This window comes from Affinundibacterium macrobrachii (genome assembly GCF_014652415.1).
Taxonomy (GTDB): Bacteria; Pseudomonadota; Gammaproteobacteria; order Burkholderiales; family Burkholderiaceae_D; genus Undibacterium; species Undibacterium macrobrachii.
The window spans coordinates 507,654-529,060 of record NZ_BMYT01000001.1 but is presented as its reverse complement, the minus strand read 5'-3'; the positions used below and the strand labels follow the sequence as shown (position 1 = coordinate 529,060).

Sequence of the window (21,407 nt, the reverse complement as noted above, 5' to 3'; positions counted from 1 at the left end):
GATTTACGCTGTTTTAAATAAGTCAGATTTCAGTGCGGTGTTTACCTACTAATTATTTCTTTGGCGCTTTTACTTTTTGTTTTGGTGAAAGTACGGTTGGCAATGCCTTAGGAAGTGTATTTGGGTAGTCTCTACTAAAGTGTAAACCACGACTTTCACGACGTGATAAAGCGCTATTGACGATGAGTGAAGCGACTTCTACTAGATTGCGCAGTTCTAATAAATTATTCGAAATACGGAAATTTGCGTAGTACTCGTCAATTTCTTCTTTGAGTAGCTTGATGCGGTGTTTTGCTCTCTCTAGACGTTTGGTGGTGCGCACAATCCCGACATAATTCCACATGAAGCGACGCAATTCGTCCCAGTTATTGGCGATGACCACCTCTTCATCTGCATCCGATACACGGCTCTCGTCCCAGGCAGGTAAGTCTGGAATCTCAAAATATTCTTGTTCACTGATGTGTTGCGCTGCGGCTTTGCCAACGACTAAACACTCCAACAGCGAATTGCTTGCTAAGCGATTCGCTCCATGTAAGCCAGTGTAAGCGGTTTCACCAACTGCATATAGGGCAGGAATGTCGGTGCGCCCTAAAGTGTCGGTGACGACGCCGCCGCAGGTAAAATGAACAGCCGGCACGACTGGAATCGCTTGCTTGGTGATGTCGATGCCTAATTCTAAGCAGCGCGCATAAATCGTTGGGAAGTGTTCTTTTAAAAATTCTGGTGGCTGATGACTGATGTCGAGTTCAACATAATCGAGCCCGCGTTTTTTCATTTCAAAATCGATCGCTCGTGCAACTACATCCCTTGGTGCAAGCTCTGCGCGTTCATCGTGCGCTAACATGAATCTTGTGCCAGCAGCAGCACCCGCTTCGGGTGGTAATTTCAAAATGCCACCTTCACCACGCACAGCCTCTGTCACCAAAAAGGATTTAGCGTAAGGATGATACAAACAGGTAGGATGAAATTGCATAAACTCCATATTGGAGACGCGACAGCCGGCGCGCCATGCCATCGCGATACCGTCACCAGTAGCGGTGTCTGGATTGGTCGTGTATAAATAAACTTTGCCCGCGCCGCCAGTTGCCATCACAGTATGTTGTGCGGCGAAAGTGTGGACGGCGCCAGTTTTTACATCTTGCACATATAAGCCAAGGCAACGTGGAGTCGCAGATGTATCGCCGATCTTGCTTGAAGTGATGACATCAATTGCATAATGATGTTCAAATAAACTGATGTTCGGATGGTTTCTAACCAGCTGCTCGAGCGTGACTTGTACCGCATGTCCGGTTGCGTCAGCTGCGTGAATAATTCTTCTTTGGCTGTGGCCGCCTTCGCGTGTCAGGTGAAAACCAAGTTCTGCATGTTGATCTTTGGTGAAAGGGACACCTTGTTCAATCAGCCAGTCTATTGCCGCTCGGCCTTGCTCAATGATCGCTCTGGTCGCTGCTTCGTCACACAAGCCGCCACCTGCAATAATCGTATCGGAGATATGTTGCTCATGACTGTCGTGCGAGTCTAGTACCGCTGCGATCCCGCCTTGCGCCCAATTGCTTGCGCCATCGAGCAGTGTGCGTTTGGAAATGATAGCGACTTTATGGGTCTTCGCTAGATGCAAGGCAACCGATAATCCTGCTAAACCACTTCCAACAATGGCGACATCAAATTTCATCATGAGAATAAACCGTATAAATTAAAACGAAAATTAAAACGAAAAAGGGCTTAACTATATGCGATTTTTGTTGTCCATGTGCATGCCGCAGATGACTGAGTTGGATATTCAGTGACTTTGATTAATTTTATGGTTGCATTAAGAGTCGGTATGGCTTCGTTTTTTTGTGTATGAATTGGGTGCCAAGATCATGTTGAACTTTTATTTCAATCGCTTTTCTAATGTTTGCTGATCATTGTTTGCAGGTTTTTTCTGTTTTTTTTTAATGGAATTCAAAAAAGCTAGCAAACTGCTTGACACAATGCGGATCGAATTGATCTAATACCGGATGCAAAATTTCCGCTAACCCGCATGCTGATTGCGGGTTGAATTAAAAAGTCGAAATATCATCGTAGTCTTAATTTTTTGTGAGGGGACCGTAAGTGAATAAAACTGAATTGATCGACCATATCGCTAAATCTGCTGATTTGTCTAAAGCAGCATCTGCTCGTGCATTGGACGCAATGATTGCTGCAGTTAAAACAACATTGAAGAAAAACGGCACCGTGACCTTGGTTGGCTTTGGTACTTTTTCTGTAGGCAAGCGTGCTGCGCGTACAGGTCGTAACCCACGTACTGGTGAAGCGATTAAAATCAAATCTGCTAAGGTTCCTAAATTTAAGCCTGGCAAAGCTTTGAAAGATGCGGTAAACTAATGTTCTTCGTGATTTGCCTCGGCAGGTCTCAAATCGTTTTAATGTCGGGCGCTTAGCTCAGTTGGTAGAGCGGAGCCCTTACAAGGCTTAGGTCGGGAGTTCGAGCCTCTCAGCGCCCACCAGACATAAAACAGCAAGAATTTGGAGTGGTAGTTCAGTTGGTTAGAATACCGGCCTGTCACGCCGGGGGTCGCGGGTTCGAGCCCCGTCCGCTCCGCCAACATCTAAAAGGCGAACATCTGTTCGCCTTTTTTTATATTTATTTTTTTTGTCGTAAATTTTCGAATTGATTGGTCAATCATGTTTGAGTATATCCGTACCCATAAACGCATCATGCAAGGCGTGCTGTTGGTGATTATTTTCCCTTCATTTGCCTTCTTTGGTATTGAAAGTTTCACGCAACGCGATGTGAGAACCAATGTCGCGACGGTCGCTGGTCAAGCTATTAGTCAACAAGAATTTGATCAAGCTTTGAGTAATCAACTCGATCGTTTGAAACAAGCTTATGGGCCTGAATTCGATGCGCAGATGTTGAACACGCCAGAAGCGCGCCAAAATGTGTTAGATGATTTGATCGCTCGAAAAGCACTGACTGCAGAAGCCGTGAAGAGTAAATTGACCGTATCTGACCAAGTATTGCAACAAACTATTTTGGAGACGCCAGGATTGAAGAAAGAGGACAACTCTTTTGACGGAGAGCGCTATAAAAGTTTGTTAGCGATGCAAGGCATGACACCTGTGATGTACGAGGCAAGTTTGCGCCAAGATATGACCATGCAGCAGTTAATTGGTGCGGTTCAAAATACGGCGATCAGTTCTAAAACAATTGCGAATCGCATTGCGCTAATCTCAGAGCAAGAGCGCGAAGTTCAAGCGCTTAATTTTAATGCGAAAGATTTTGCTGCTTCAATCAAGATCACTGATGAGATGTTGCGTGCTTATTACGATAAGAACGCAAAACAATTTGAAATTCCAGAGTTGGTCAATGCTGAATATGTCGTACTCAGTAACGACGTGTTGGCAGAGCATATTGTGGTTGCTGATGCTGAAGTTAAAGCGCATTACGATCAAAACATGAAAAATTATTCGACAGATGAATTGCGTCGTGCGAGCCACATTCTGCTGAATTTGAAAAAAGATGCTTCTGCAGACGAAACAAAAAATGTGAAGGCGAAGGCAGAAGCCTTGTTGGCGCAGGTGCGTAAAGATCCGTCACAATTTGCAAAGTTAGCGAAAGAAAATTCACAAGATCCGGGCTCTGCTGAGCGTGGTGGTGACTTAGATTTCTTTGCGCGCGGCGCGATGGTTAAGGCGTTTGATGAAACGGCATTCAAACTCAAAGAAGGTGAAATTAGTGGTTTGGTGCAAACCGATTTCGGTATTCATATCATTCAATTGACAGCGATTAAGCCAGCTGCTGTGAAGCCGTTGGAAGAAGTGAAGGCGCAGTTGATTAGCGATATTAAGAAGCAGAAAGCAACGAAAGCCTATGCTGAAGCAGCTGAGACTTTTACCAATACCGTAGATGAGCAAGCTGACAGTTTGCAAGCAGTCGCTGATAAATTGAAGTTGAAAATCGAGAAGGTTTCAAACTTAAATCGTCAGCCTATTCCAGGTATGCCAGCAACCATGGTCGCAAATAATCCGAAATTCTTGAGCGCGATTTTTTCTGATGACGCGTTAAAGAAAAAGAATAATATTGAGGCGATTGAAATCGCACCAAATACGCTTGTATCTGGCCGCGTTGTTGAGTACAAGCCAGCCTCAAAGCGCCCATTTGACGATGTTAAAACATTGATCCAGGCTAAGGTGTTAGAAGTTGAGGCTTTGGCATTGGCGAAGAAAAATGGTGAGGCAAAATTAGCTGCATTGAAATCGGCAGATAGTGCCAATCATTTTTCTGAAGTGAAGACAGTGTCTCGCTTGAAGAAGGCCGATTTAAGCAATGATGCTTTATTGGCGATCATGAAAGCCGACGTCTCAAAATTGCCAACATTTGTTGGTGTCGATGTGCCTGGTGTTGGCTATAGTGTGTATCGTATTGCCAAAGTGGCGGCCGGCACGCCAGATCCTGCTCGTCGTGCAAGTGAGGCACAACAGTTAGAGAATGCAGCGGCGCAACAAGATATTTACAGCTTTGTGGAAGCCTTAAAGAAAAAGGCAAAAGTTGAAATTAACAAGACAGCTTTGAACGCGAAATCGACTACAAGCGCACCTTGATATCTTATTGATTGGTTTGAAAAAAAAGCAGCCTTAGGGCTGCTTTTTTTATGTTTAATCGAATAATTCATCCAGCTTTGTCGTGGTTGTAAAAATACAAGTTATTTTCGTCGGATCGATCCTAAAAGTGGCATATTCAATTGATCTCGAAAACTGAAATTTACGAAGAATTTGTGGTGTTTTGGCAGCTATCTTCGGCAAATCCTCAAAACAATGAAAAGTTGCTTTGCAATACAGGTTATATTTGATTTGTATCAATGTAGCTCTGAGGAACGATTGTTATCCTGCAACTGTATTTTTTTAACCGAGTGAGATCATGACAATAAACAATGAAAACACCTACAACTATAGAGTTGTTCGCCAATTTTCTGTCATGGCAGTAGTTTGGGGCGTAGTCGGTATGCTGGTTGGCGTATTGATTGCAACTCAACTTGCCTGGCCAGAATTTTTATCCGGTATTTCTTGGTTGAGCTATGGGCGATTGCGTCCATTGCATACCAATGCGGTGATTTTTGCCTTTGGTGGCTGCGCCTTATTTGCGACCTCGTTTTACGTTGTTCAACGTACTACGAATGCGCGTTTATTCGGTGGACCATTGATCGAGTTCGTGTTCTGGGGCTGGCAATTGGTGATTGTTGCCGCTGCAGTTAGTCTGCCACTGGGTTTTACTCAAGGTAAAGAGTATGCCGAATTGGAATGGCCTATCGATATTTTGATCGCGGTAGTTTGGGTATCTTACGCGATCGTCTTCTTCGGTACGATCGTTAAGCGTAAAGTAGAGCATATCTATGTCGCGAACTGGTTTTTCGGTGCCTTCATTGTTGCGGTAGCGGTTCTGCATATCGTCAATAGTGCGGCGATGCCAGTGTCGTTCATGAAATCTTATTCCGCTTATTCTGGTGTGCAAGATGCCATGGTGCAATGGTGGTACGGCCATAACGCGGTTGGTTTCTTTTTGACAGCTGGTTTCTTGGGCATGATGTACTACTTTGTTCCAAAACAAATTGGTCGTCCGGTTTACTCTTATCGCTTGTCCATCGTTCACTTCTGGGCATTGATTTTTACATACATGTGGGCGGGTCCACATCACTTGCATTACACCGCATTGCCTGATTGGGCGCAGTCGATTGGTATGTTGTTCTCTTTGATCTTGTTGGCACCTTCATGGGGCGGTATGGTCAACGGTATCATGACTTTGTCTGGTGCTTGGAGTAAGTTGCGTTCAGATCCTATCTTGCGTTTCTTAATTGTTTCTTTGTCCTTCTACGGTATGTCTACTTTTGAAGGTCCAATGATGGCGATCAAGACGGTCAATGCACTTTCACATTACACTGATTGGACTGTTGGTCACGTACATTCCGGTGCCTTGGGTTGGGTCGGCTTTATTTCTATCGGTAGTTTGTATTACCTCGTTCCACGTCTGTTTGGTCAAACAGAAATGTATAGCAAGCGTTTGATTGAAATGCATTTCTGGATTGCGACGATTGGTATCGTTTTGTATATCGCGGCGATGTGGATTGCTGGGGTGATGCAAGGTTTAATGTGGCGCGCAGTGAATGAAGACGGTACTTTGACTTACTCATTTGTTGAGTCTGTAAAAGCGACTTATCCATACTATGTGATTCGTCTCGTTGGTGGCGTCTTGTATCTGAGCGGTATGCTGTTGATGGTGTACAACGTTGCAAAAACGATGATGCTCGCAAAACCTGTGAACAATGCGATTCCTGCATTGCCAGCACATTCGGCTCACGCCTAATCTCGAGTAATCATCAGGAGAATCTCTATGCGTAAATTTACTCATGATTTGATCGAGCGCAATATCGGTCTTATGTTAGTGCTGGTCATTTTGACGATCAGCGTTGGTGGTTTAGTTGAAATCGTGCCGCTGTTTTTCCAAAAAACCACGACACAAGCAGTGCAGGGCATGAAGCCTTACAGCGCTTTAGAATTGGCTGGGCGTGATGTGTATCTGCGTGAAGGTTGCTACGGCTGTCACTCACAAATGATCCGTCCGTTCCGTGCTGAAACTGAACGCTATGGTCACTATTCTGTTGCAGGTGAGTCTGTTTATGATCATCCATTCCAATGGGGTAGTAAACGTACAGGCCCAGATTTGGCACGTGTCGGTGGACGTTATAGCGACACATGGCATAAAGATCACTTAACTGATCCACGTTCTGTCGTGCCAGAGTCCAATATGCCAGCTTATCCTTGGTTGTTAAAGGCAACGGTTGATGGCGCCGGAATGGCACCAAGAATGCGTGCGATGAAGACTTTGGGCGTGCCATATACCGATGAGCAAATTGCAAAAGCTGCTGAAGAAGTATCTGGTAAAACAGAAATGGAAGCCTTGATTGCGTATTTGCAGGTATTGGGTACTGCAATCAAAAACAAGAACTAGGGTGTCGGAAATCTTTCAGGAGAATTGAAGATGAACTTTACAATTTTAAGTAGCGTGATGACGGTGGTTAGTCTGATTGCTTTTATTGGCATCCTGTACTGGGCATTTAGTTCTAAGAACAAAGCCCGTTTTGAAGAATTGGCAAAATTGCCACTTGATAATGAGAATGGAAAATAGCCATGGCAGATTTTTTTAGCGAATGGTGGAGTACCGCGATTGCGGTATTAACAGGCATCAGTATTCTTGCTTGTGGATTGTTGTTATGGTCTCAATCCAAAGTCAAAGTGAAAATTGGTGCAGACGGAAAGCCGCTGCCAGCAGAAACTACTGGGCACGTTTGGGATGAGTCTTTGATGGAGCAAAATAATCCATTGCCTAAATGGTGGATGTGGTTGTTTTACTTGACGATTATTTACAGTGTTGGGTATTTGATTGTGTATCCAGGTATGGGCTCTTATCAAGGTACATTTGGCTGGAGTCAAGAAGGTGCTTATGCGAAAGAAATGAAGGATGGTGAGAAGCAATACGGTCCTTTATTTAATAAGTATCTCAATACCGATGTAAAGTTGGTCGCCAAAGATCCGCAAGCAATTGAAATTGGTCAGCGTTTGTTTTTGAACAGTTGCGCACAATGCCATGGTTCAGACGCGCAAGGTGGCAAGGGTTATCCAAATTTGACTGATAGCGATTGGTTATATGGTGGCACGCCTGAAGTGATTAAAACCACTTTGATGGAAGGTCGTCATGGTCAAATGCCTCCTATGGGTGCGGCGATCGGTTCTGATGATGACGTAAAAAATGTCGCCAACTATGTCATGAGTTTGTCAGGTGCTGCACATGATCCAATTAAAGCAGCAATTGGTAAATCAAAGTTTGGTGTTTGTGCTGCTTGTCACGGTGCTGATGGCAAAGGCAATCAAGCTTTGGGTGCGCCTAACTTGACCGATAAGGTTTGGTTATATGGTGGTGGTATTGAAAACATCATGGAAACCATCAACAAAGGTCGTGCAAATCAAATGCCAGCGCATAAAGCAATTTTGACAGATGCTAAAATCCATTTATTGACTGCATACGTATGGGGTTTGTCAAATACAGGCGCAGTGACGGATGCAGAAGCGAGTGCATTGAAGCAAATTAGTGATGCAGCACCATCAGCAAGTACGGATGCTAGTTCTGCAAGCAAGTAATATAAGCAGCAATCACTAATGCAAGCAGTAACACGCAGTACGTTTGTAAGATGTAAATAGATGTAAAGTGGTGTGCGAGTCCACAATCTAGATTCGCATACCTTAAGGCTTTAAGCCTGTAAGATCTGTTTGGCTGCTGTCAGATAGTAAAATTGAGTTCGTATTAAAAATGAAAAAAATACCTATTATTCCAGTGCCTAGTGACGAAGCAGAACTGGCTTTGTTTGAAGAGCGAAAGAAGATTTATGCGCGTTCTCAAAAAGGGTGGTTTCAATCATGGCGTTGGGTGTTGGTATTTTTTACCCAGATTTTGTTTTATGGATCGGCTTGGCTTACTTGGAATGATAGACAAGCTGTCCTCTTTGATTTAGTCAATCGTAAATTCTATATTTTCGGCCTTGTGTTGTGGCCGCAAGATTTTATTTATCTCGCCGTTTTGCTGGTCATTTCAGCACTTTCCTTATTTCTATTTACGGCAATAGCAGGTCGCTTATTCTGCGGTTATGCCTGTCCCCAAACTGTGTACACCGAGATATTCATGTGGGTGGAAGCAAAAATTGAGGGGGATCGTAATGCCCGAATGAAGTTAGATCAAGCGCCGATGTCATTCAATAAATTCCGACTCAAATCAACTAAGCATCTGATTTGGTTGTTAATTGCACTTTGGACTGGTTTTACTTTTGTTGGCTATTTCACGCCAATTCAAATATTAGCGGCGGAAGTAGTTAGCTTTAACTTGGGACCATGGGAAACCTTCTGGTTCTTGTTTTATGCATTCGCCACCTATGGTAATGCTGGCTTTATGCGCGAGCAGGTTTGTAAGTACATGTGTCCTTATGCGCGTTTCCAAAGTGCGATGTTTGATAAAGATACGCTTATCGTTACCTATGACACCGATCGTGGCGAACCGCGCGGATCAAGAAATAAGAAAATTGATTTCAAAGCGCAAGGATTAGGATCATGCGTAGATTGCGGAATTTGTGTACAGGTCTGCCCGACCGGTATCGATATCCGTCATGGTTTGCAGTACGAGTGTATCGCCTGCGGTGCATGTATTGATGGTTGCGACCAAGTCATGGATAAAATGGGCTATGAACGTGGTTTGATTCGCTACACAACAGAACACGCTCTAGTCGAAAAAATGACAAAAGAGGCGATGTGGAAACGAGTATTCCGTTTGCGCACATTAGTCTATGGTGCGATACTTGGTTTAATTATTTTAGTTGCCGCAGTATCACTTGCCTATCGAGTACCATTGAAAGTAGATATCTTGCGAGATCGAGCAATGCCAAAAATTACGGAAGTTGGCGCTATCGAGAATGTGTATCGTTTGCAAATTATGAATACGCAAGAAGCGGCAAGAACTTTCCGTATCAGCGTGAAGGGCATTTCAGGTGCAACCATTGTTGGCGAAGACCGCGTTACGATTAAGTCGGCTACTAGCCAAGCTTTTCCAGTTCGTGTCAGTGTGCCAGCAGGAGTGGTTCCAACTGGTTCAAATCGAATTCGATTTGTTATTGCGGATACAGAGCAAGAGAAAATTTCAGTGGTTGAAAAAGCAGTGTTTTTAGTTCCTAGATAATGTTGAGTCAATTTTTTGATGTGATTTAGGACGTAAGGAAAAAAGATGAATTCAGGCATATTAACGCAGCCAATTAAAAAAGATGTTTGGTATAAAGAACCTTGGTTATTACTCGTAGTTGGTGGTCCTTTGTTAGTCGTGTTTGCCAGCGTAGTTACGGGCTTTATTGCTTTTCGCGGTGCAGATCAAGTCGTTGCAAAAGACTACTATCGACAAGGTTTGATGATTAATACCAATTTGCAGCGTGATGCGAAAGCGCGCGAGTTAGCGTTGGCGGCGAATTTGCAATTTGATTTGGCCAGTAAAAAGATCGTAATGCAATTGAATTCCAAGCAAGCTTTACCTGACCTGGTGCAGGTTAGTTTGGCGAGTTCTGGTGCGGCCGCTGGATCAGTAGAAGAAGTCATTCGTCGCCTTCCGCTCAAGCGTGTTTCAGCTGATCAATTTGAGGCTGATTTTGCGCAAGATAAGAAATTTGAGACGGCTGTTAATTCTGGCGTGCTACAAGTATTGCACGTGAAGTTGGAAACAAATGAATGGCGTTTAACCGGTGACTGGGTTGAGCCACTACAAAGAAATTTGCGGTTGTCACCGATGCCTTAAATGTTATATTGTTGTGAAATCGTCGTCGGCTGTTTCTCGAATAAATAATTTGTATTTGGTAGAGGAGTTAAGTTTGGAATCGAGCAATGCACAACATGAGAAGACCTCATTCAAATCGACTTTGATGGTCGTTTTATGGCCTGCTTTTTTAATGGCTTGCGTCGCAACTGGCGTGTTTTTTAGTTTGGTCGATCCTATGGAGTTGATTGTGTTAGATGAGCGCCTGCAAGTGCATATGCTCGGCGCGTACACTATCGGCTTTCTGATTTTCTGGGCACTTGGTACTTTCTCTAGTTGGTTGACCGCCTTACTTTTACAAAAAACTTCTTAGAATACAATGTCAATCTCAACATTATCCGCAAGTTCAAACGCCACTTCGCACAAGGTCAACGATCACTTAGAAATTTCTGAAGACTTGATTCGACGTTTCGATTCGTTGGGGCCACGATATACGTCGTATCCGACAGCAGATCGTTTTCATACTGACTTCACTGAAACTTCGTATATTCAGTACCTCCAGCAAAGAAACCAGTCAAATAATAAGCCACCGCTCTCTTTGTATATTCATATTCCTTTTTGTGCCTCACTTTGCTACTACTGCGCATGCAATAAGGTGATTACTAAGGATAGAAGTAAGTCTGCCATTTATTTAAGTTACCTCGCGCAAGAGCTTAAGTTGGTGAAGCAATACTTGACCGAACGCGAAGTGGTTTCTCAGCTTCATCTTGGTGGCGGCACGCCAACATTTTTGAGTGAAGATGAAATGCGTGGTTTGATGGCAATGCTGCGCGAGCATTTTGATTTCGCAGATGATGCTGAAATTTCGATCGAAATCGATCCGCGCACAGTAACAACGCAGACGCTACAGTTGCTAGCTGAGCTTGGATTTAATCGTACCAGCTTGGGTGTACAAGATTTTGACGAACAAGTACAAGTTGCGGTTCATCGGATTCAACCTTATTCGATGGTAGAACAATGTATTAATCAAAGTCGCGCAGTTGGATTCCAGTCGATTAATTTTGATTTGATTTATGGACTGCCAAAGCAAAGTTTGGAAAGCTTTGCGCGTACCTTAGATCAAGTCATCGCCTTATCTCCTGCGCGCATTGCTCTGTACAATTACGCCCATTTACCGACCCGTTTTAAACCGCAGCGTCGCATTAACGAAGTAGATTTGCCATCTGCTGAACAACGTTTGCAAATCTTCTTAATGTCTTTGCGTCGTTTACTCGCAGAGGGATATGTCTACATAGGCTTGGATCATTTTGCGAAGCCGGATGATAGTTTGGCTTTGGCGGTCAAAGATAAATCTTTACATCGCAATTTCCAAGGCTATACCACGCGTGCAGATTGTGATTTGGTTGCGTTGGGTTTGTCTTCTATCGGTAAGATCGGCGCTTCTTACGTGCAAAATTTACGTACCTTGGATGAGTATTATGCCGCGCTTGATGCTGGGCATTTGCCAGTCGAGAAAGGCTTTCATCTGAGTCAAGATGATTTATTGCGTCGCGAAATTATCATGGATTTGATGTGTTGTACGACCTTAAATATTGCTGAGATCGAAGCAAAATATCAGATTTCTTTTGCCGAATATTTTCACGACGAATTAGAACGTGCGCGCTTTTATGCTGACGAGGGCTTGCTTGATCTGAATGACGCGAGCGTGAGTGTGACATCAAAAGGGCGTATGTTCGTGCGTGCTTTTAGTATGATTTTCGATCATTATTTGTCACGTCAAAGCGGTGCGAAGTATTCTAAATTAATCTAGTTTCTCAAAGTTATGCTCACCTTGCCGCTCATCTTAGCAGCGATCTCAGCTGGTCTAATTGGCGGCTTTCACTGTGTTGGAATGTGCGGTGGCATCGCGAGCATTTTGAGCAGGCTACCTAGCTTTCGATCTGCAGCATCGACTGCATCTAGTGCTTCAACTCCCATCTTAAATGTCGTTGATGGTTCGTCTGTTTCTACGCCTCGCCGTGTGATCCCAATTGCTGCTGCCGGCAATGTCCTGGTTCAGTCGAAGTCAGAAAACCTTACTCAGCTTAGCTATCAAATTCTATTGCACACCGGACGCCTAGCTACCTATGCGTTGATCGGCGCTGTTTTTGGTGGTATAGGGGCAGCTAGTTTACGTTGGAAACTTGATTTTCCTATCACCAGTATTTTCTTCGTTGTTGGTAATATCGCCTTAATCATATTAGGTCTGCGTTTGCTAGGTGTACGCTTACACCTTCTAGTTCCCAATTTTCTGAATGAAAAAATTCAAGGCGTTTATGCACGCGTTATGCCTAATTTGCAAAAAGCAAGTGCGCATCCATTGTTTCTTGGAATGGCATGGGGAAGTCTGCCTTGTGGATTGTCGTACGCAGTTGCACCATTTGCTTTATTGTCTGGCGCAGCCTGGTCTGGCGCGGTATTGATGCTGTTATTTGGATTGGCTGCTTTGCCGCACCTTTTGATTGCACAAGCAATGTCTAAGACATTGAAACAGCATGGTTTGATGCTTGCCGTGCAATATCTATTTGCCGCAATTTTGATAGGTTTTGGTCTATTCGGTCTTTTTTATTTTGATATGAAGAATATGCCTGAATTTTTGTGCATTACGCCTATCTGAAAGGCTTCAACATTCAAGTTACTTACGAATATCAAGCAAGCTTGAAAGCACTTCATCAGCAGTTTTCACTACTTTGGCAGATAGTTCAAACCCTGCTTTGTATTGCAGGCTATTAGTAATCTCGGTCGCTAGATCGGTACCACTAGGACGATCTAGATTTTCTTGCGCCGCTAATTCTTGACTTTCTTTACTGATATTGACTCGCACGCCGCTAGTTGGCGCCTCTTGAAAACTTGCTACCTGTGGCTGGTAAGCTTTCGTGAGCGCGTTGGCAACATTATTAGCGCTGCTATCTAAGGCGCCTTGATATGCCTTCATGCCGGATAAACCAGTGTTGAGCGCTGAGATTGCCATGGCGAGAACTCCTGTAAATTCTGTACGCGTATTCTCTCAGGATAATCGCATTTCTAGTTTGTTGCCAATAGATTTTAACTTTGTTTTTTAGGCTTCAATTAGCTAAATTAAGTTGAATTGGATTAGTTGGGTTTAGTTTAGTTGAACTTAGTTCTGCATGATTTAACCCTTGAATAAATAAACCGTCATCCTTGCATCATTAATTTTGCACCAAATGAGTTGATGTTTTTGCAGGATTATAAATTGGCGTATCTAATGGAATGTGAATTTCTATTCGAGTTCCTTTTCCAACTTCACTGCGAACTTTGAATTTGCCTTGCATTGCTTTAATGCGTTCACGCATGCCCACCAGACCAAATGATCGTGTTTTGTTCATTGCGCCTTCTTCGATGCCGCGACCATCATCTTGAATCACAAATTGGAGAGCATCCTCTGTTCGTTCGAATTGAATATCGACGTGATTTGCTTTTGCGTGACGAGCAACGTTGGTTAAGGATTCTTGGATAATCCTATAAATTGCTGTACTCCGTTCATCATCGAGTATGAGTTGTTCTTCGTCTGCGATTAAATCGCAATGAACACCGTGACGTTGAGAGAATTCTTTCTGCAAGGTCTGCAATGCAAAAAATAGACCGCCTTCATCAAGTGCTCTTGGCCGCAGATCGGTTGCGATACGACGTAAAGTGGTGATCGAGGTCAACAATAATTGATCCATGCTCGATACTGTTAGACGCGACTTATCGGTCATGTTTTGATCGCGCTGAAGTAAAGACAAATCCATGCGAAGGGCTGCAAGTAATTGTCCCAAATCGTCATGCAATTCACGTGCTATGTGTTTACGTTCTTCTTCACGAATACTTTGCAGTGCGGAAGAAAGCTGGGTTAACTCAGAATGATATTGCGCCATCTTTTCTTTTGCGGCTTTACGTTCGCTAATGTCGCGGAAAATCACGGTGTAAAAACGTTTTTCATTTTCAATCAAACTAGAGATAGATGCTTCGATAGGAAATTCTGTTCCGTCTGCATGTAATCCAGTAACGTAATAATCATCAAAATTTCCCCCCATTTTGCGACGCGTAGTGCCACGCTCACCAAATTGATGAACGTGTGCGCTATGCACGTTTCTGTGGCGCATAGGAATCACAATATCGATTGAGGCGCCAATTAAAGCCTCGACTGTGTATCCAAAGATTTGTGCCGCGGCAGGATTCACTAATATGATTTTGTGTTGATCGTTGATTGTCAGTATGCCGTCCATGGCAGTTTCAATCACACCGGTCAATCTTTGCTTGTGAATCAGCAATTCATCCGCCGTTTGCTGTAGATCTTTAGTGGTTTGAATCAAGCTAGAGTAGGGGGCGTGAATATTGATGCTAACCATGCCGCGATAAATAGCCAGCGCAGCGATGACTTGGAACGCATGTCCAATTACCACGAAAATTTCGTCAGGAAAACTGTACAAAGAAAAATAGGTTTCTGAGATCGCCATCATCGCAGCGGCAAAGAACAACATACTCCGTTTTATTTTGAGATGCCCCTCACTATCAATACGATCTGATTGAACTATTTGTCGATAAAATAAACCAGCGGTAAGTGAGTTGAGCGCAACCAAGACCATTTCACAATGAATTTTAAATGTTGTTTGCCCATAGCCTTTTTGATAGGTGGTTGGAAATATTTCAGGGTAAGTGAAAATAATAAACGTGGCGATGATAGTGAGCACCAATCCTAAATACACACTAATCTTCGAGATGGATTCTGAAATATCGATATCACGAGTTTGCAGAACCAAACCTAATAAAGTAAGGCTGATTAAATAGCGCGAGAGCAGCCAAAAACTCAATGATTTATGCATGTCGATTGCTGCCGGAAAGCCAGGCATACCTTGAAATGAAATCGCATGAAAGAAACCAAAAATCGACGCGCTTAAGAAAGTTACAGCCAGTATTAAGCTACTGCGCTTGCGTAGATTGCCAAACGCATTCCAGCAAACCATAAAGACCGAGGTAAAAATAATGATGGTTGCCGTTTCGAGACCGGTGTGGATGGTCAATGCACTTGGAGTTTTAAACTGTGAGAAAAACTCTCGTTGCGACCAGAGATAGCAGGATAAAAGAAATAAGACAATACTAATCCAAGTAATGCGTTTGAGTTCGATGCTGGTAGCGTTTGTCATGATTTGAGCGAGAGTGGAAAAGCTGCGTACTTATTGTTGGGTGATTGTTGAACGATTGTTGGACTACATCGGCAAATTCAGTCTTTGATTCAGCGCATTTTTGATGATGTCTGCAACATACATCAGGACTATCTGCGTTTGCAAAACTTAGTGCAATTAGTCATTGCTAGGTTTCTGGAGAATATTGCTTCCCCAGTCTGCATAACGTATCTGGCACAATTGGCGAGATAGAAACGTAACTGCCTGACAGCGCATCATACTTGCTGTCAGGCAGTTAGTCTCAGTCGTGACTTAGCAAAGATTAATGCGACATCAAAACAGGAATCGTCATCTTTTCTAGAATAGTTCTGGTTGTGCCACCCATAATCATCTCGCGGAAACGAGAATGACCGTAACCACCCATCACTAACAAGTCCGCACTCCATTCTTTGCAGGCGGCAAGAATACTGGAGCCAGTATCTTGGCTGCTAAATCTTGTAGAAATTTCGACGTTGACGCCATGTCGAGCTAAGAACAATGCGATGTCAGCGCCAGGCTCTTCACCGTGCGCTTCACTTTGCTTCTCTGGGTTAATGATTAAAACTTGTACTACTTTACTGGTTTTTAGTAAAGGTAGGGCATCGGTTAAAGCGCGCGCAGCCTCACGACTACCATCCCAAGCGATCAAGCAGCGCTCTGCAACTGTATTGATTTCAGTGCTATAAGGCGTAATGAGAACAGGACGGCCAGAATTGACAATCATAAACTCAGGAAAATCCGACAACACCGACGGGGATGGTTCGTTTCGATTCGTTTGTCCGATCACAATTAAATCAGCGTAACGCGCCCGTAATCCCAAGCCGCCATTCGCTTCATCATTGGCAATGAGACATTCGCTAGTGGATGCGCCCAAGTCGAGACTTGCTTGCTTGAATGCCGTTATTGCGCGCTCTGCGCGCTCGCGTAAACCAGTCAGGTGCAACATCATATTTGGATCGCCAACACCAAGATCGGTGCTTTCGAAGATATAACGTGAGATTCCTGTGAGTGCTACGCCAGTCACATGGGCATCGAATTTTGCTGCGATTTGATGGGCTAATTGTGTACGTTTGAGCGCACTTTTTGATTCATCTACATGTACCAAGATGGTTTTATATGACATGGCATACCTCACATGAAGAGTTTGTGTAGCGGAATTTTTTAAATAGATTTTTGAACAGATTTCTAATGCATATAAGGCGTTTGCACTAGTTGACTTTGACTAGTGCAGACGCCTTTATTTTAACCTAGATTTAACCTAGAAATTTGAAGCCTTTGCTTAATTCATCGCCGCTGCTAATTCACCATTCCATTGTGGAAGCAAATTTTTGTTGACGAGTGCGCTGACTTTTTCTGCGACTTTGATTCGTGCTTTAGCTGGTGGGAGACGGCGTAAGGTTTTAAGTGCCACAGGATCAAGTAAATTAATTTCGCGCTGTTCTACTGAGATCATGCCCAACTCATTTAGAGCGGACAATGTACGACTAACAGTTTCTAATGTTAAACCTAAGTAGCTACCAATTTCTTGACGTGTCATGCGCAAGTTAAAGCTGCGACCAGAGTAGCCCATTTGATTGAATCGTTCACCTAAATTGGTAAGGAAACGTGCTACTTTTGCTTCTGCACTGAGTGCGCTCAGCATACTGATCATCATTTGTTCGCGAACGATTTCTCTACTCATGACACTGAACATTGCTTGTTCTAATTCGACGTGTGTGCGACCGAGTGAAGTAAATGCTTTGTAGGGCAAAAGAATGATATCGCAGTCACTTAGTGCAATTGCCTCGGAGGCGTAATGTTGTTTGTGTATGCCATCGATGCCGAGCAAATCGCCTTTCATTGGGAAGCTCAATACTTGTTCATTGCCATACTCATCAATATGTACGGTTTTCAAGAAACCTGAGTTCACGATATACAAAGTGTCGAATGCTTGACCGATGCGATGAATACGTTGACCTGCTTTAAAACGAACATGCTGGAACAGCGTGTTCTCGTCATCCACGGTGACTGGCGCTGGGATTGAGAGTAATTCACAAACTTGGCGCAAATTCGACCAAAGGCTACCGTGCTGACGCCATGCATTATCTGACAAGTTAGATGCATCAGTAAAACGGCTTGCTTGTGAAATTGTAGATAAGTTAGACATGATTTACTCTCTATAAAGTGGATTTTTAAATTCTGAATGATGACTTGTCAGTTAGCTTTAATGCGCGGAACCAGTTGCTTGCCAGCGATGTAAGATGCTGGGAATTTGCTCGAAATCAGTTGATTTATCGAGGAAACTATCAGCGCCGGCGCGCAATGCTTGCATGCGATTTGCCTCGCTTGAATGATTGGTTAATACAACAACGCGAATTTCCGGATGAGTTAGTTTTATTTTTTTTAGTAGTACTAAACCGTTACCGTCACTGAGTTGTATATCAAGAATCATGGCATCTGCATGTGCTTGTAAGATTTTGTCGTAGGCACTGCCAATGTCGGGCGAGATGCCAACGATACTGACATCTTGTAGTTCTTCGATAAACCGTACCAAACGGTTTTGAATCAGAAGTGAATCTTCGACAATAAACAAGTTCATAGCGCGTGTGTTTTGTAGTTTGCTAGTTGACTAGCGTTATCGGCATGGGTGCATTATGGGCAAACATGGGTTTGATTTAAATCAGTGTTCGCTGATTTAAAGTGTGGGAGTTTTCCAGCGATTTGTAGGAATATTCCTAGTGGGGTGGCGTTGAATGCTGTAATTGCTCAGACCTGATAGGTAAGAGTTACGGCTGGCGCGCCATCAACTGCGATTTATTTTGATGGTTGAATTAGGGGGGAGGGAGTCAAGCTTGATGTGAATTTGATTGCTAATAACGGAATGAATCAATTAATGCGAGCTTTATTTGATGGTGTTGCGCAATAGAAAAGCAAAAGGCTGCTTATGGAAAAGCAGCCTTTATCTGATACATCTCTACATGTCGACAAATGATCGTGAGTAATTACAGTAAATGATGCGTCATTGCATATTGAACGAGTTCGGATATGGATTGCAATTCCATCTTTTGCATAATTCTGGTTTTGTGCGTGCTCACGGTCTTTACACTCAAGTGCAAAATTTCACCAATCTCGGTGATGGATTTGCCTTTGGCTAAGTGACAGAAAACTTCAAATTCTCGATCAGATAAGGCGCTGTGAGTAAGGTCGTTATTCGCCGATGGCATGGCTGACATCGCCAGTTGTTCGGCAACTTCCATGCTGATGTAAGGTCGACCAGACGCGACTTTTCGTAGTGCGGTCACCAACTGTGTTCCAGCGCTTTCTTTGGTGAGATAGCCATTCGCGCCTGCTCGAATTGCGCGAACCGCGTATTGTTCTTCTTCATGCATCGTGAGAATCAAAATCGGTAATTTGGGAAACTCTTCTTTGATTTGGTGAATTAAGTCAACACCGCTACGACCAGGCATAGAAAGATCTAATAGCAACACATCAAATTTCTCTGAGCGAACTTTAGTAATGGTGTCATGGCCATCAATTGCTTCTCCGATTACTTGAATATCTTCGATGCCATCGAGTATGCGTTTCAGCCCCTCTCGCATGATAGTGTGGTCGTCTGCGATTAAAATTCTTATCATAAAAAGTGATCTATATTTTTTAAGTCGAGGTTTAGGTGCTTGCAAATATTTGCGTTAATGGTTGCGCTGACGATCAGGTAATTTCTCGAATTTTAAACTGTCTACCTTTGATCGTGCAGCGCCCTAGCTTGCTTAAAACTTGATCAGCGATCACCCGATCCACTGCCACATAAGACATAAACTCAAATACATTAATCTTTCCAACTTGATCCTTACTAATGCCGACGTCGCCAGTCAGCGCACCTAGAATATCACCTGGGCGTAATTTATCTTTTTTGCCTCCTGCGATGCAGATGCTAATTTTTGGTGCGATCAGCTCAGTTCTATTGAGACTCAAATCTGTCAGTGACTTCCAAATCGCCTCTTGTCCTTGATATTCTTCGATCAGTTTTACCCATTTTTTCTCGTTTGGTGCTGCGAGCGTCAGTGCTAAGCCGCGTTCGCCAGCGCGACCAGTGCGGCCAATGCGGTGAATGTGAACTTCTGTGTCTTTCGATACATCAACATTGATTACCGCGCCCAAAGATTGGATGTCGATGCCGCGTGCAGCAACATCGGTGGCAACTAGCACGGAGCAACTTTGATTGGCAAATAAGACTAAGATTTCATCTCGATCACGTTGTTCCATATCTCCATGTAGAGCTAGGGCAGTAATACCTTGGTGTTGTAGTTCTTCTGCCAGTTCATCACAGTGAATCTTGGTGTTGCAAAATGCGATGGTCGAAGTCGGTTGGTAGTGAAACAGTAATTGGCTGACCGCCGCATTTCTGTTTTCTGGGGTCACTTCAAAGAAGAATTGTTCGATTTGTTGACTAGCGTGTTGACTTTCGACTTTTATTTCGACGGGGTCCCGTAAAAAGCTAGCGGTCGCATGCCGCATATCGCTTGGGTAAGTCGCTGAAAACAATAAGGTTTGGCGGCGCGGAGAGCAAGCTGCCACAATGCCAACGATATCTTCGAAGAAACCCATATCCACCATACGGTCGGCTTCATCGAGTACCAGTGTTTGAACTGTTGCCAAGTTGATGCTATCGCGGCCAATGTGATCTAGTAAGCGTCCTGGTGTGCCAACGACAATGTGCGCGCCGTGTTCAAGTGAGGCGATTTGTGGACGCATCGGTGTGCCTCCACATAAAGTAAGAATTTTTACATTGGGGGTGGCACGTGCTAATCGGCGTAATTCATTCGACACTTGATCTGCCAACTCTCTGGTTGGGCAAACTACTAAGGCCTGGGTTGCAAAATAGCTGGGATTGAGTTTGCTTAAGATGCCGATGCCAAAAGCAGCAGTTTTGCCGCTCCCAGTTTTGGCTTGAGCAATTAAGTCACGTTGTTCTAGCATGACCGGAATACTGTTCGCTTGAATTTCTGTCATTTCAACGTATGCAAGAGTGCTAAGATTGTTGATCAAAGCAGGGCTTAGCGGTAGGTCGGAAAAACGTTTTACAGTTTGGGTCATGTCGTTGCTCTTTTTTCTTAATTCTGAAAGAAGCGCGAAGTCTAACAGTTGCTGCTTGTCTACACCATGCTTGTCATATTCTAGAAATGTTTGGAGATTGCAAAGTGGATTACATTTCTAGCTTAATTAATAGTTTTTATGTGTATTTGGTGTACTGCATTGTCAAAGTAATGAAATTTGCTTCTTATGCCGCAAAAGTTTCATGTAAATAGAAAATAGACATGTTTCCTAGGTGAAGTGGTTTCGTGCTAAAATCTAAGGTTAGATGAATTCTTGAAATTTTGTCTTAACCCTTTCTTTTTATTGGAGTTTTTAGATGGCTATCGAACGTACATTATCAATCATTAAACCTGATGCAGTTGCAAAAAATGTTATCGGTCAAATCGTAAGTCGCTTTGAAGGCGCTGGCTTGAAAGTTGTTGCAGCTCGTTTGACACAATTGTCCCGCGCTGAAGCAGAAGGTTTCTACGCTGTTCACGCAGCTCGTCCATTCTTCAAAGATTTGGTCGACTTCATGATCTCTGGTCCAGTATTCGTGCAAGTATTGGAAGGCGAAGGCGCGATTTTGAAAAATCGTGACTTGATGGGCGCAACAGATCCTAAGAAAGCAGAAAAAGGCACAATCCGCGCTGATTTCGCAGAATCTATCGATGCAAACGCAGTACACGGTTCCGACGCGCCAGAAACAGCAGCTGTTGAAATCGCTTACTTCTTCCCAGCATTGAACGTGTACTCACGTTAATCTGTGTTAGGTTTGTTGAATTAAATAGATGTTTTGACTGGGGCGAATGCCCCAGTTGTGATTGCGCTTA

At 43.6% G+C, this 21,407-nt stretch carries 20 protein-coding genes and 2 tRNA genes; 14 read left to right on the top strand and 8 right to left on the bottom strand.

Features of this window, described 5'->3' with window-relative positions; genetic code table 11:
• Nucleotides 1–52 precede the first annotated feature (52 nt).
• A complete protein-coding gene (nadB, locus tag IE103_RS02510; RefSeq protein ID WP_189345066.1) occupies nt 53–1,672 on the bottom strand; it encodes an L-aspartate oxidase in 1,620 nt (539 codons plus the stop codon).
• Between the two features lie 422 nt (nt 1,673–2,094).
• Here nadB and IE103_RS02505 point away from each other — a divergent pair, with 422 nt between their 5' ends.
• The 13 genes from IE103_RS02505 (at nt 2,095) to IE103_RS02445 (ending at nt 12,974) form a co-directional block, all read left to right on the top strand.
• Complete coding sequence (locus IE103_RS02505; protein ID WP_186889306.1) at nt 2,095–2,367, top strand: HU family DNA-binding protein; 273 nt, start codon at nt 2,095–2,097, stop codon at nt 2,365–2,367.
• Between the two features lie 46 nt (nt 2,368–2,413).
• Nucleotides 2,414–2,489: transfer RNA gene (locus IE103_RS02500), tRNA-Val, on the top strand.
• 21 nt (nt 2,490–2,510) lie between these two features.
• Nucleotides 2,511–2,587: transfer RNA gene (locus IE103_RS02495), tRNA-Asp, on the top strand.
• An 80-nt stretch (nt 2,588–2,667) separates the two neighbouring features.
• The gene (locus IE103_RS02490) at nt 2,668–4,587 is read left to right on the top strand and encodes a SurA N-terminal domain-containing protein (RefSeq protein ID WP_189344424.1); all 1,920 of its coding nucleotides are present in this window, start codon (nt 2,668–2,670) and stop codon (nt 4,585–4,587) included.
• A gap of 316 nt (nt 4,588–4,903) precedes the next feature.
• Nucleotides 4,904–6,343 (top strand): cytochrome-c oxidase, cbb3-type subunit I, encoded by a 1,440-nt coding sequence (ccoN, locus tag IE103_RS02485; protein WP_189344423.1) that lies wholly within the window; start codon nt 4,904–4,906, stop codon nt 6,341–6,343.
• Nucleotides 6,344–6,370: 27 nt separating this feature from the next.
• Nucleotides 6,371–6,988: a cytochrome-c oxidase, cbb3-type subunit II gene (gene ccoO, locus IE103_RS02480; RefSeq protein WP_189344422.1), complete on the top strand. Its 618-nt coding sequence runs from the start codon at nt 6,371–6,373 to the stop codon at nt 6,986–6,988.
• 30 nt (nt 6,989–7,018) lie between these two features.
• Nucleotides 7,019–7,165, top strand: a complete 147-nt coding sequence (locus tag IE103_RS02475) for a cbb3-type cytochrome oxidase subunit 3 (RefSeq protein WP_189344421.1) — start codon at nt 7,019–7,021, stop codon at nt 7,163–7,165.
• A gap of 2 nt (nt 7,166–7,167) precedes the next feature.
• Nucleotides 7,168–8,175: a cytochrome-c oxidase, cbb3-type subunit III gene (gene ccoP / locus IE103_RS02470; RefSeq protein ID WP_189344420.1), complete on the top strand. Its 1,008-nt coding sequence runs from the start codon at nt 7,168–7,170 to the stop codon at nt 8,173–8,175.
• Nucleotides 8,176–8,344: 169 nt separating this feature from the next.
• Nucleotides 8,345–9,757, top strand: coding sequence for a cytochrome c oxidase accessory protein CcoG (gene ccoG / locus IE103_RS02465; protein ID WP_189344419.1), 1,413 nt, complete (start codon nt 8,345–8,347; stop codon nt 9,755–9,757).
• A 45-nt stretch (nt 9,758–9,802) separates the two neighbouring features.
• Nucleotides 9,803–10,360, top strand: a complete 558-nt coding sequence (locus IE103_RS02460) for a FixH family protein (protein ID WP_189344418.1) — start codon at nt 9,803–9,805, stop codon at nt 10,358–10,360.
• A 73-nt stretch (nt 10,361–10,433) separates the two neighbouring features.
• The gene (locus tag IE103_RS02455; protein ID WP_189344417.1) at nt 10,434–10,691 is read left to right on the top strand and encodes a hypothetical protein; all 258 of its coding nucleotides are present in this window, start codon (nt 10,434–10,436) and stop codon (nt 10,689–10,691) included.
• 6 nt (nt 10,692–10,697) lie between these two features.
• Nucleotides 10,698–12,128 carry an oxygen-independent coproporphyrinogen III oxidase gene (gene hemN, locus IE103_RS02450; protein WP_189344416.1) on the top strand — a complete coding sequence of 477 codons (1,431 nt, stop codon included), beginning with the start codon at nt 10,698–10,700 and terminating at the stop codon, nt 12,126–12,128.
• A 12-nt stretch (nt 12,129–12,140) separates the two neighbouring features.
• The gene (locus IE103_RS02445; RefSeq protein ID WP_189345065.1) at nt 12,141–12,974 is read left to right on the top strand and encodes a sulfite exporter TauE/SafE family protein; all 834 of its coding nucleotides are present in this window, start codon (nt 12,141–12,143) and stop codon (nt 12,972–12,974) included.
• Between the two features lie 18 nt (nt 12,975–12,992).
• Here the strand turns inward: IE103_RS02445 and IE103_RS02440 are convergent, their stop codons facing one another.
• The 7 genes from IE103_RS02440 to dbpA form a co-directional block, all read right to left on the bottom strand.
• Entirely contained in the window at nt 12,993–13,328 is a 336-nt protein-coding gene (locus IE103_RS02440; RefSeq protein ID WP_189344415.1) for a flagellar basal body rod C-terminal domain-containing protein, read from the bottom strand.
• Between the two features lie 199 nt (nt 13,329–13,527).
• Entirely contained in the window at nt 13,528–15,504 is a 1,977-nt protein-coding gene (locus IE103_RS02435) for an MASE3 domain-containing protein (protein WP_189344414.1), read from the bottom strand.
• A 301-nt stretch (nt 15,505–15,805) separates the two neighbouring features.
• Nucleotides 15,806–16,645: a universal stress protein gene (locus tag IE103_RS02430; RefSeq protein WP_189344413.1), complete on the bottom strand. Its 840-nt coding sequence runs from the start codon at nt 16,643–16,645 to the stop codon at nt 15,806–15,808.
• A 156-nt stretch (nt 16,646–16,801) separates the two neighbouring features.
• Nucleotides 16,802–17,668, bottom strand: coding sequence for a Crp/Fnr family transcriptional regulator (locus tag IE103_RS02425; RefSeq protein WP_189344412.1), 867 nt, complete (start codon nt 17,666–17,668; stop codon nt 16,802–16,804).
• 57 nt (nt 17,669–17,725) lie between these two features.
• The gene (locus tag IE103_RS02420; protein ID WP_189344411.1) at nt 17,726–18,100 is read right to left on the bottom strand and encodes a response regulator; all 375 of its coding nucleotides are present in this window, start codon (nt 18,098–18,100) and stop codon (nt 17,726–17,728) included.
• 403 nt (nt 18,101–18,503) lie between these two features.
• On the bottom strand, nt 18,504–19,136 hold the full coding sequence (locus IE103_RS02415) for a response regulator (RefSeq protein WP_189344410.1): 633 nt from the start codon (nt 19,134–19,136) through the stop codon (nt 18,504–18,506).
• Between the two features lie 73 nt (nt 19,137–19,209).
• The gene (dbpA, locus tag IE103_RS02410; RefSeq protein ID WP_189344409.1) at nt 19,210–20,595 is read right to left on the bottom strand and encodes an ATP-dependent RNA helicase DbpA; all 1,386 of its coding nucleotides are present in this window, start codon (nt 20,593–20,595) and stop codon (nt 19,210–19,212) included.
• Nucleotides 20,596–20,911: 316 nt separating this feature from the next.
• Between dbpA and ndk the strand changes: the two genes are divergently transcribed.
• A complete protein-coding gene (ndk, locus tag IE103_RS02405) occupies nt 20,912–21,337 on the top strand; it encodes a nucleoside-diphosphate kinase (protein ID WP_189344408.1) in 426 nt (141 codons plus the stop codon).
• Nucleotides 21,338–21,407 lie beyond the last annotated feature (70 nt).

Bases quoted from the DNA above. Each gene is read 5' to 3' on its own strand.
- ndk (WP_189344408.1), top strand. From the start codon at position 20,912: ATGGCTATCGAACGTACATTATCAATCATTAAACCTGATGCAGTTGCA.
- ccoO (WP_189344422.1), top strand. From the start codon at position 6,371: ATGCGTAAATTTACTCATGATTTGATCGAGCGCAATATCGGTCTTATG.
- ccoP (WP_189344420.1), top strand. From the start codon at position 7,168: ATGGCAGATTTTTTTAGCGAATGGTGGAGTACCGCGATTGCGGTATTA.
- IE103_RS02430 (WP_189344413.1), bottom strand. From the start codon at position 16,645: ATGTCATATAAAACCATCTTGGTACATGTAGATGAATCAAAAAGTGCG.
- hemN (WP_189344416.1), top strand. From the start codon at position 10,698: ATGTCAATCTCAACATTATCCGCAAGTTCAAACGCCACTTCGCACAAG.
- nadB (WP_189345066.1), bottom strand. From the start codon at position 1,672: ATGAAATTTGATGTCGCCATTGTTGGAAGTGGTTTAGCAGGATTATCG.
- IE103_RS02460 (WP_189344418.1), top strand. From the start codon at position 9,803: ATGAATTCAGGCATATTAACGCAGCCAATTAAAAAAGATGTTTGGTAT.
- IE103_RS02415 (WP_189344410.1), bottom strand. From the start codon at position 19,136: ATGATAAGAATTTTAATCGCAGACGACCACACTATCATGCGAGAGGGG.
- IE103_RS02425 (WP_189344412.1), bottom strand. From the start codon at position 17,668: ATGTCTAACTTATCTACAATTTCACAAGCAAGCCGTTTTACTGATGCA.
- IE103_RS02445 (WP_189345065.1), top strand. From the start codon at position 12,141: ATGCTCACCTTGCCGCTCATCTTAGCAGCGATCTCAGCTGGTCTAATT.
- dbpA (WP_189344409.1), bottom strand. From the start codon at position 20,595: ATGACCCAAACTGTAAAACGTTTTTCCGACCTACCGCTAAGCCCTGCT.
- ccoN (WP_189344423.1), top strand. From the start codon at position 4,904: ATGACAATAAACAATGAAAACACCTACAACTATAGAGTTGTTCGCCAA.
- IE103_RS02475 (WP_189344421.1), top strand. From the start codon at position 7,019: ATGAACTTTACAATTTTAAGTAGCGTGATGACGGTGGTTAGTCTGATT.
- IE103_RS02420 (WP_189344411.1), bottom strand. From the start codon at position 18,100: ATGAACTTGTTTATTGTCGAAGATTCACTTCTGATTCAAAACCGTTTG.
- IE103_RS02490 (WP_189344424.1), top strand. From the start codon at position 2,668: ATGTTTGAGTATATCCGTACCCATAAACGCATCATGCAAGGCGTGCTG.
- ccoG (WP_189344419.1), top strand. From the start codon at position 8,345: ATGAAAAAAATACCTATTATTCCAGTGCCTAGTGACGAAGCAGAACTG.
- IE103_RS02440 (WP_189344415.1), bottom strand. From the start codon at position 13,328: ATGGCAATCTCAGCGCTCAACACTGGTTTATCCGGCATGAAGGCATAT.
- IE103_RS02435 (WP_189344414.1), bottom strand. From the start codon at position 15,504: ATGACAAACGCTACCAGCATCGAACTCAAACGCATTACTTGGATTAGT.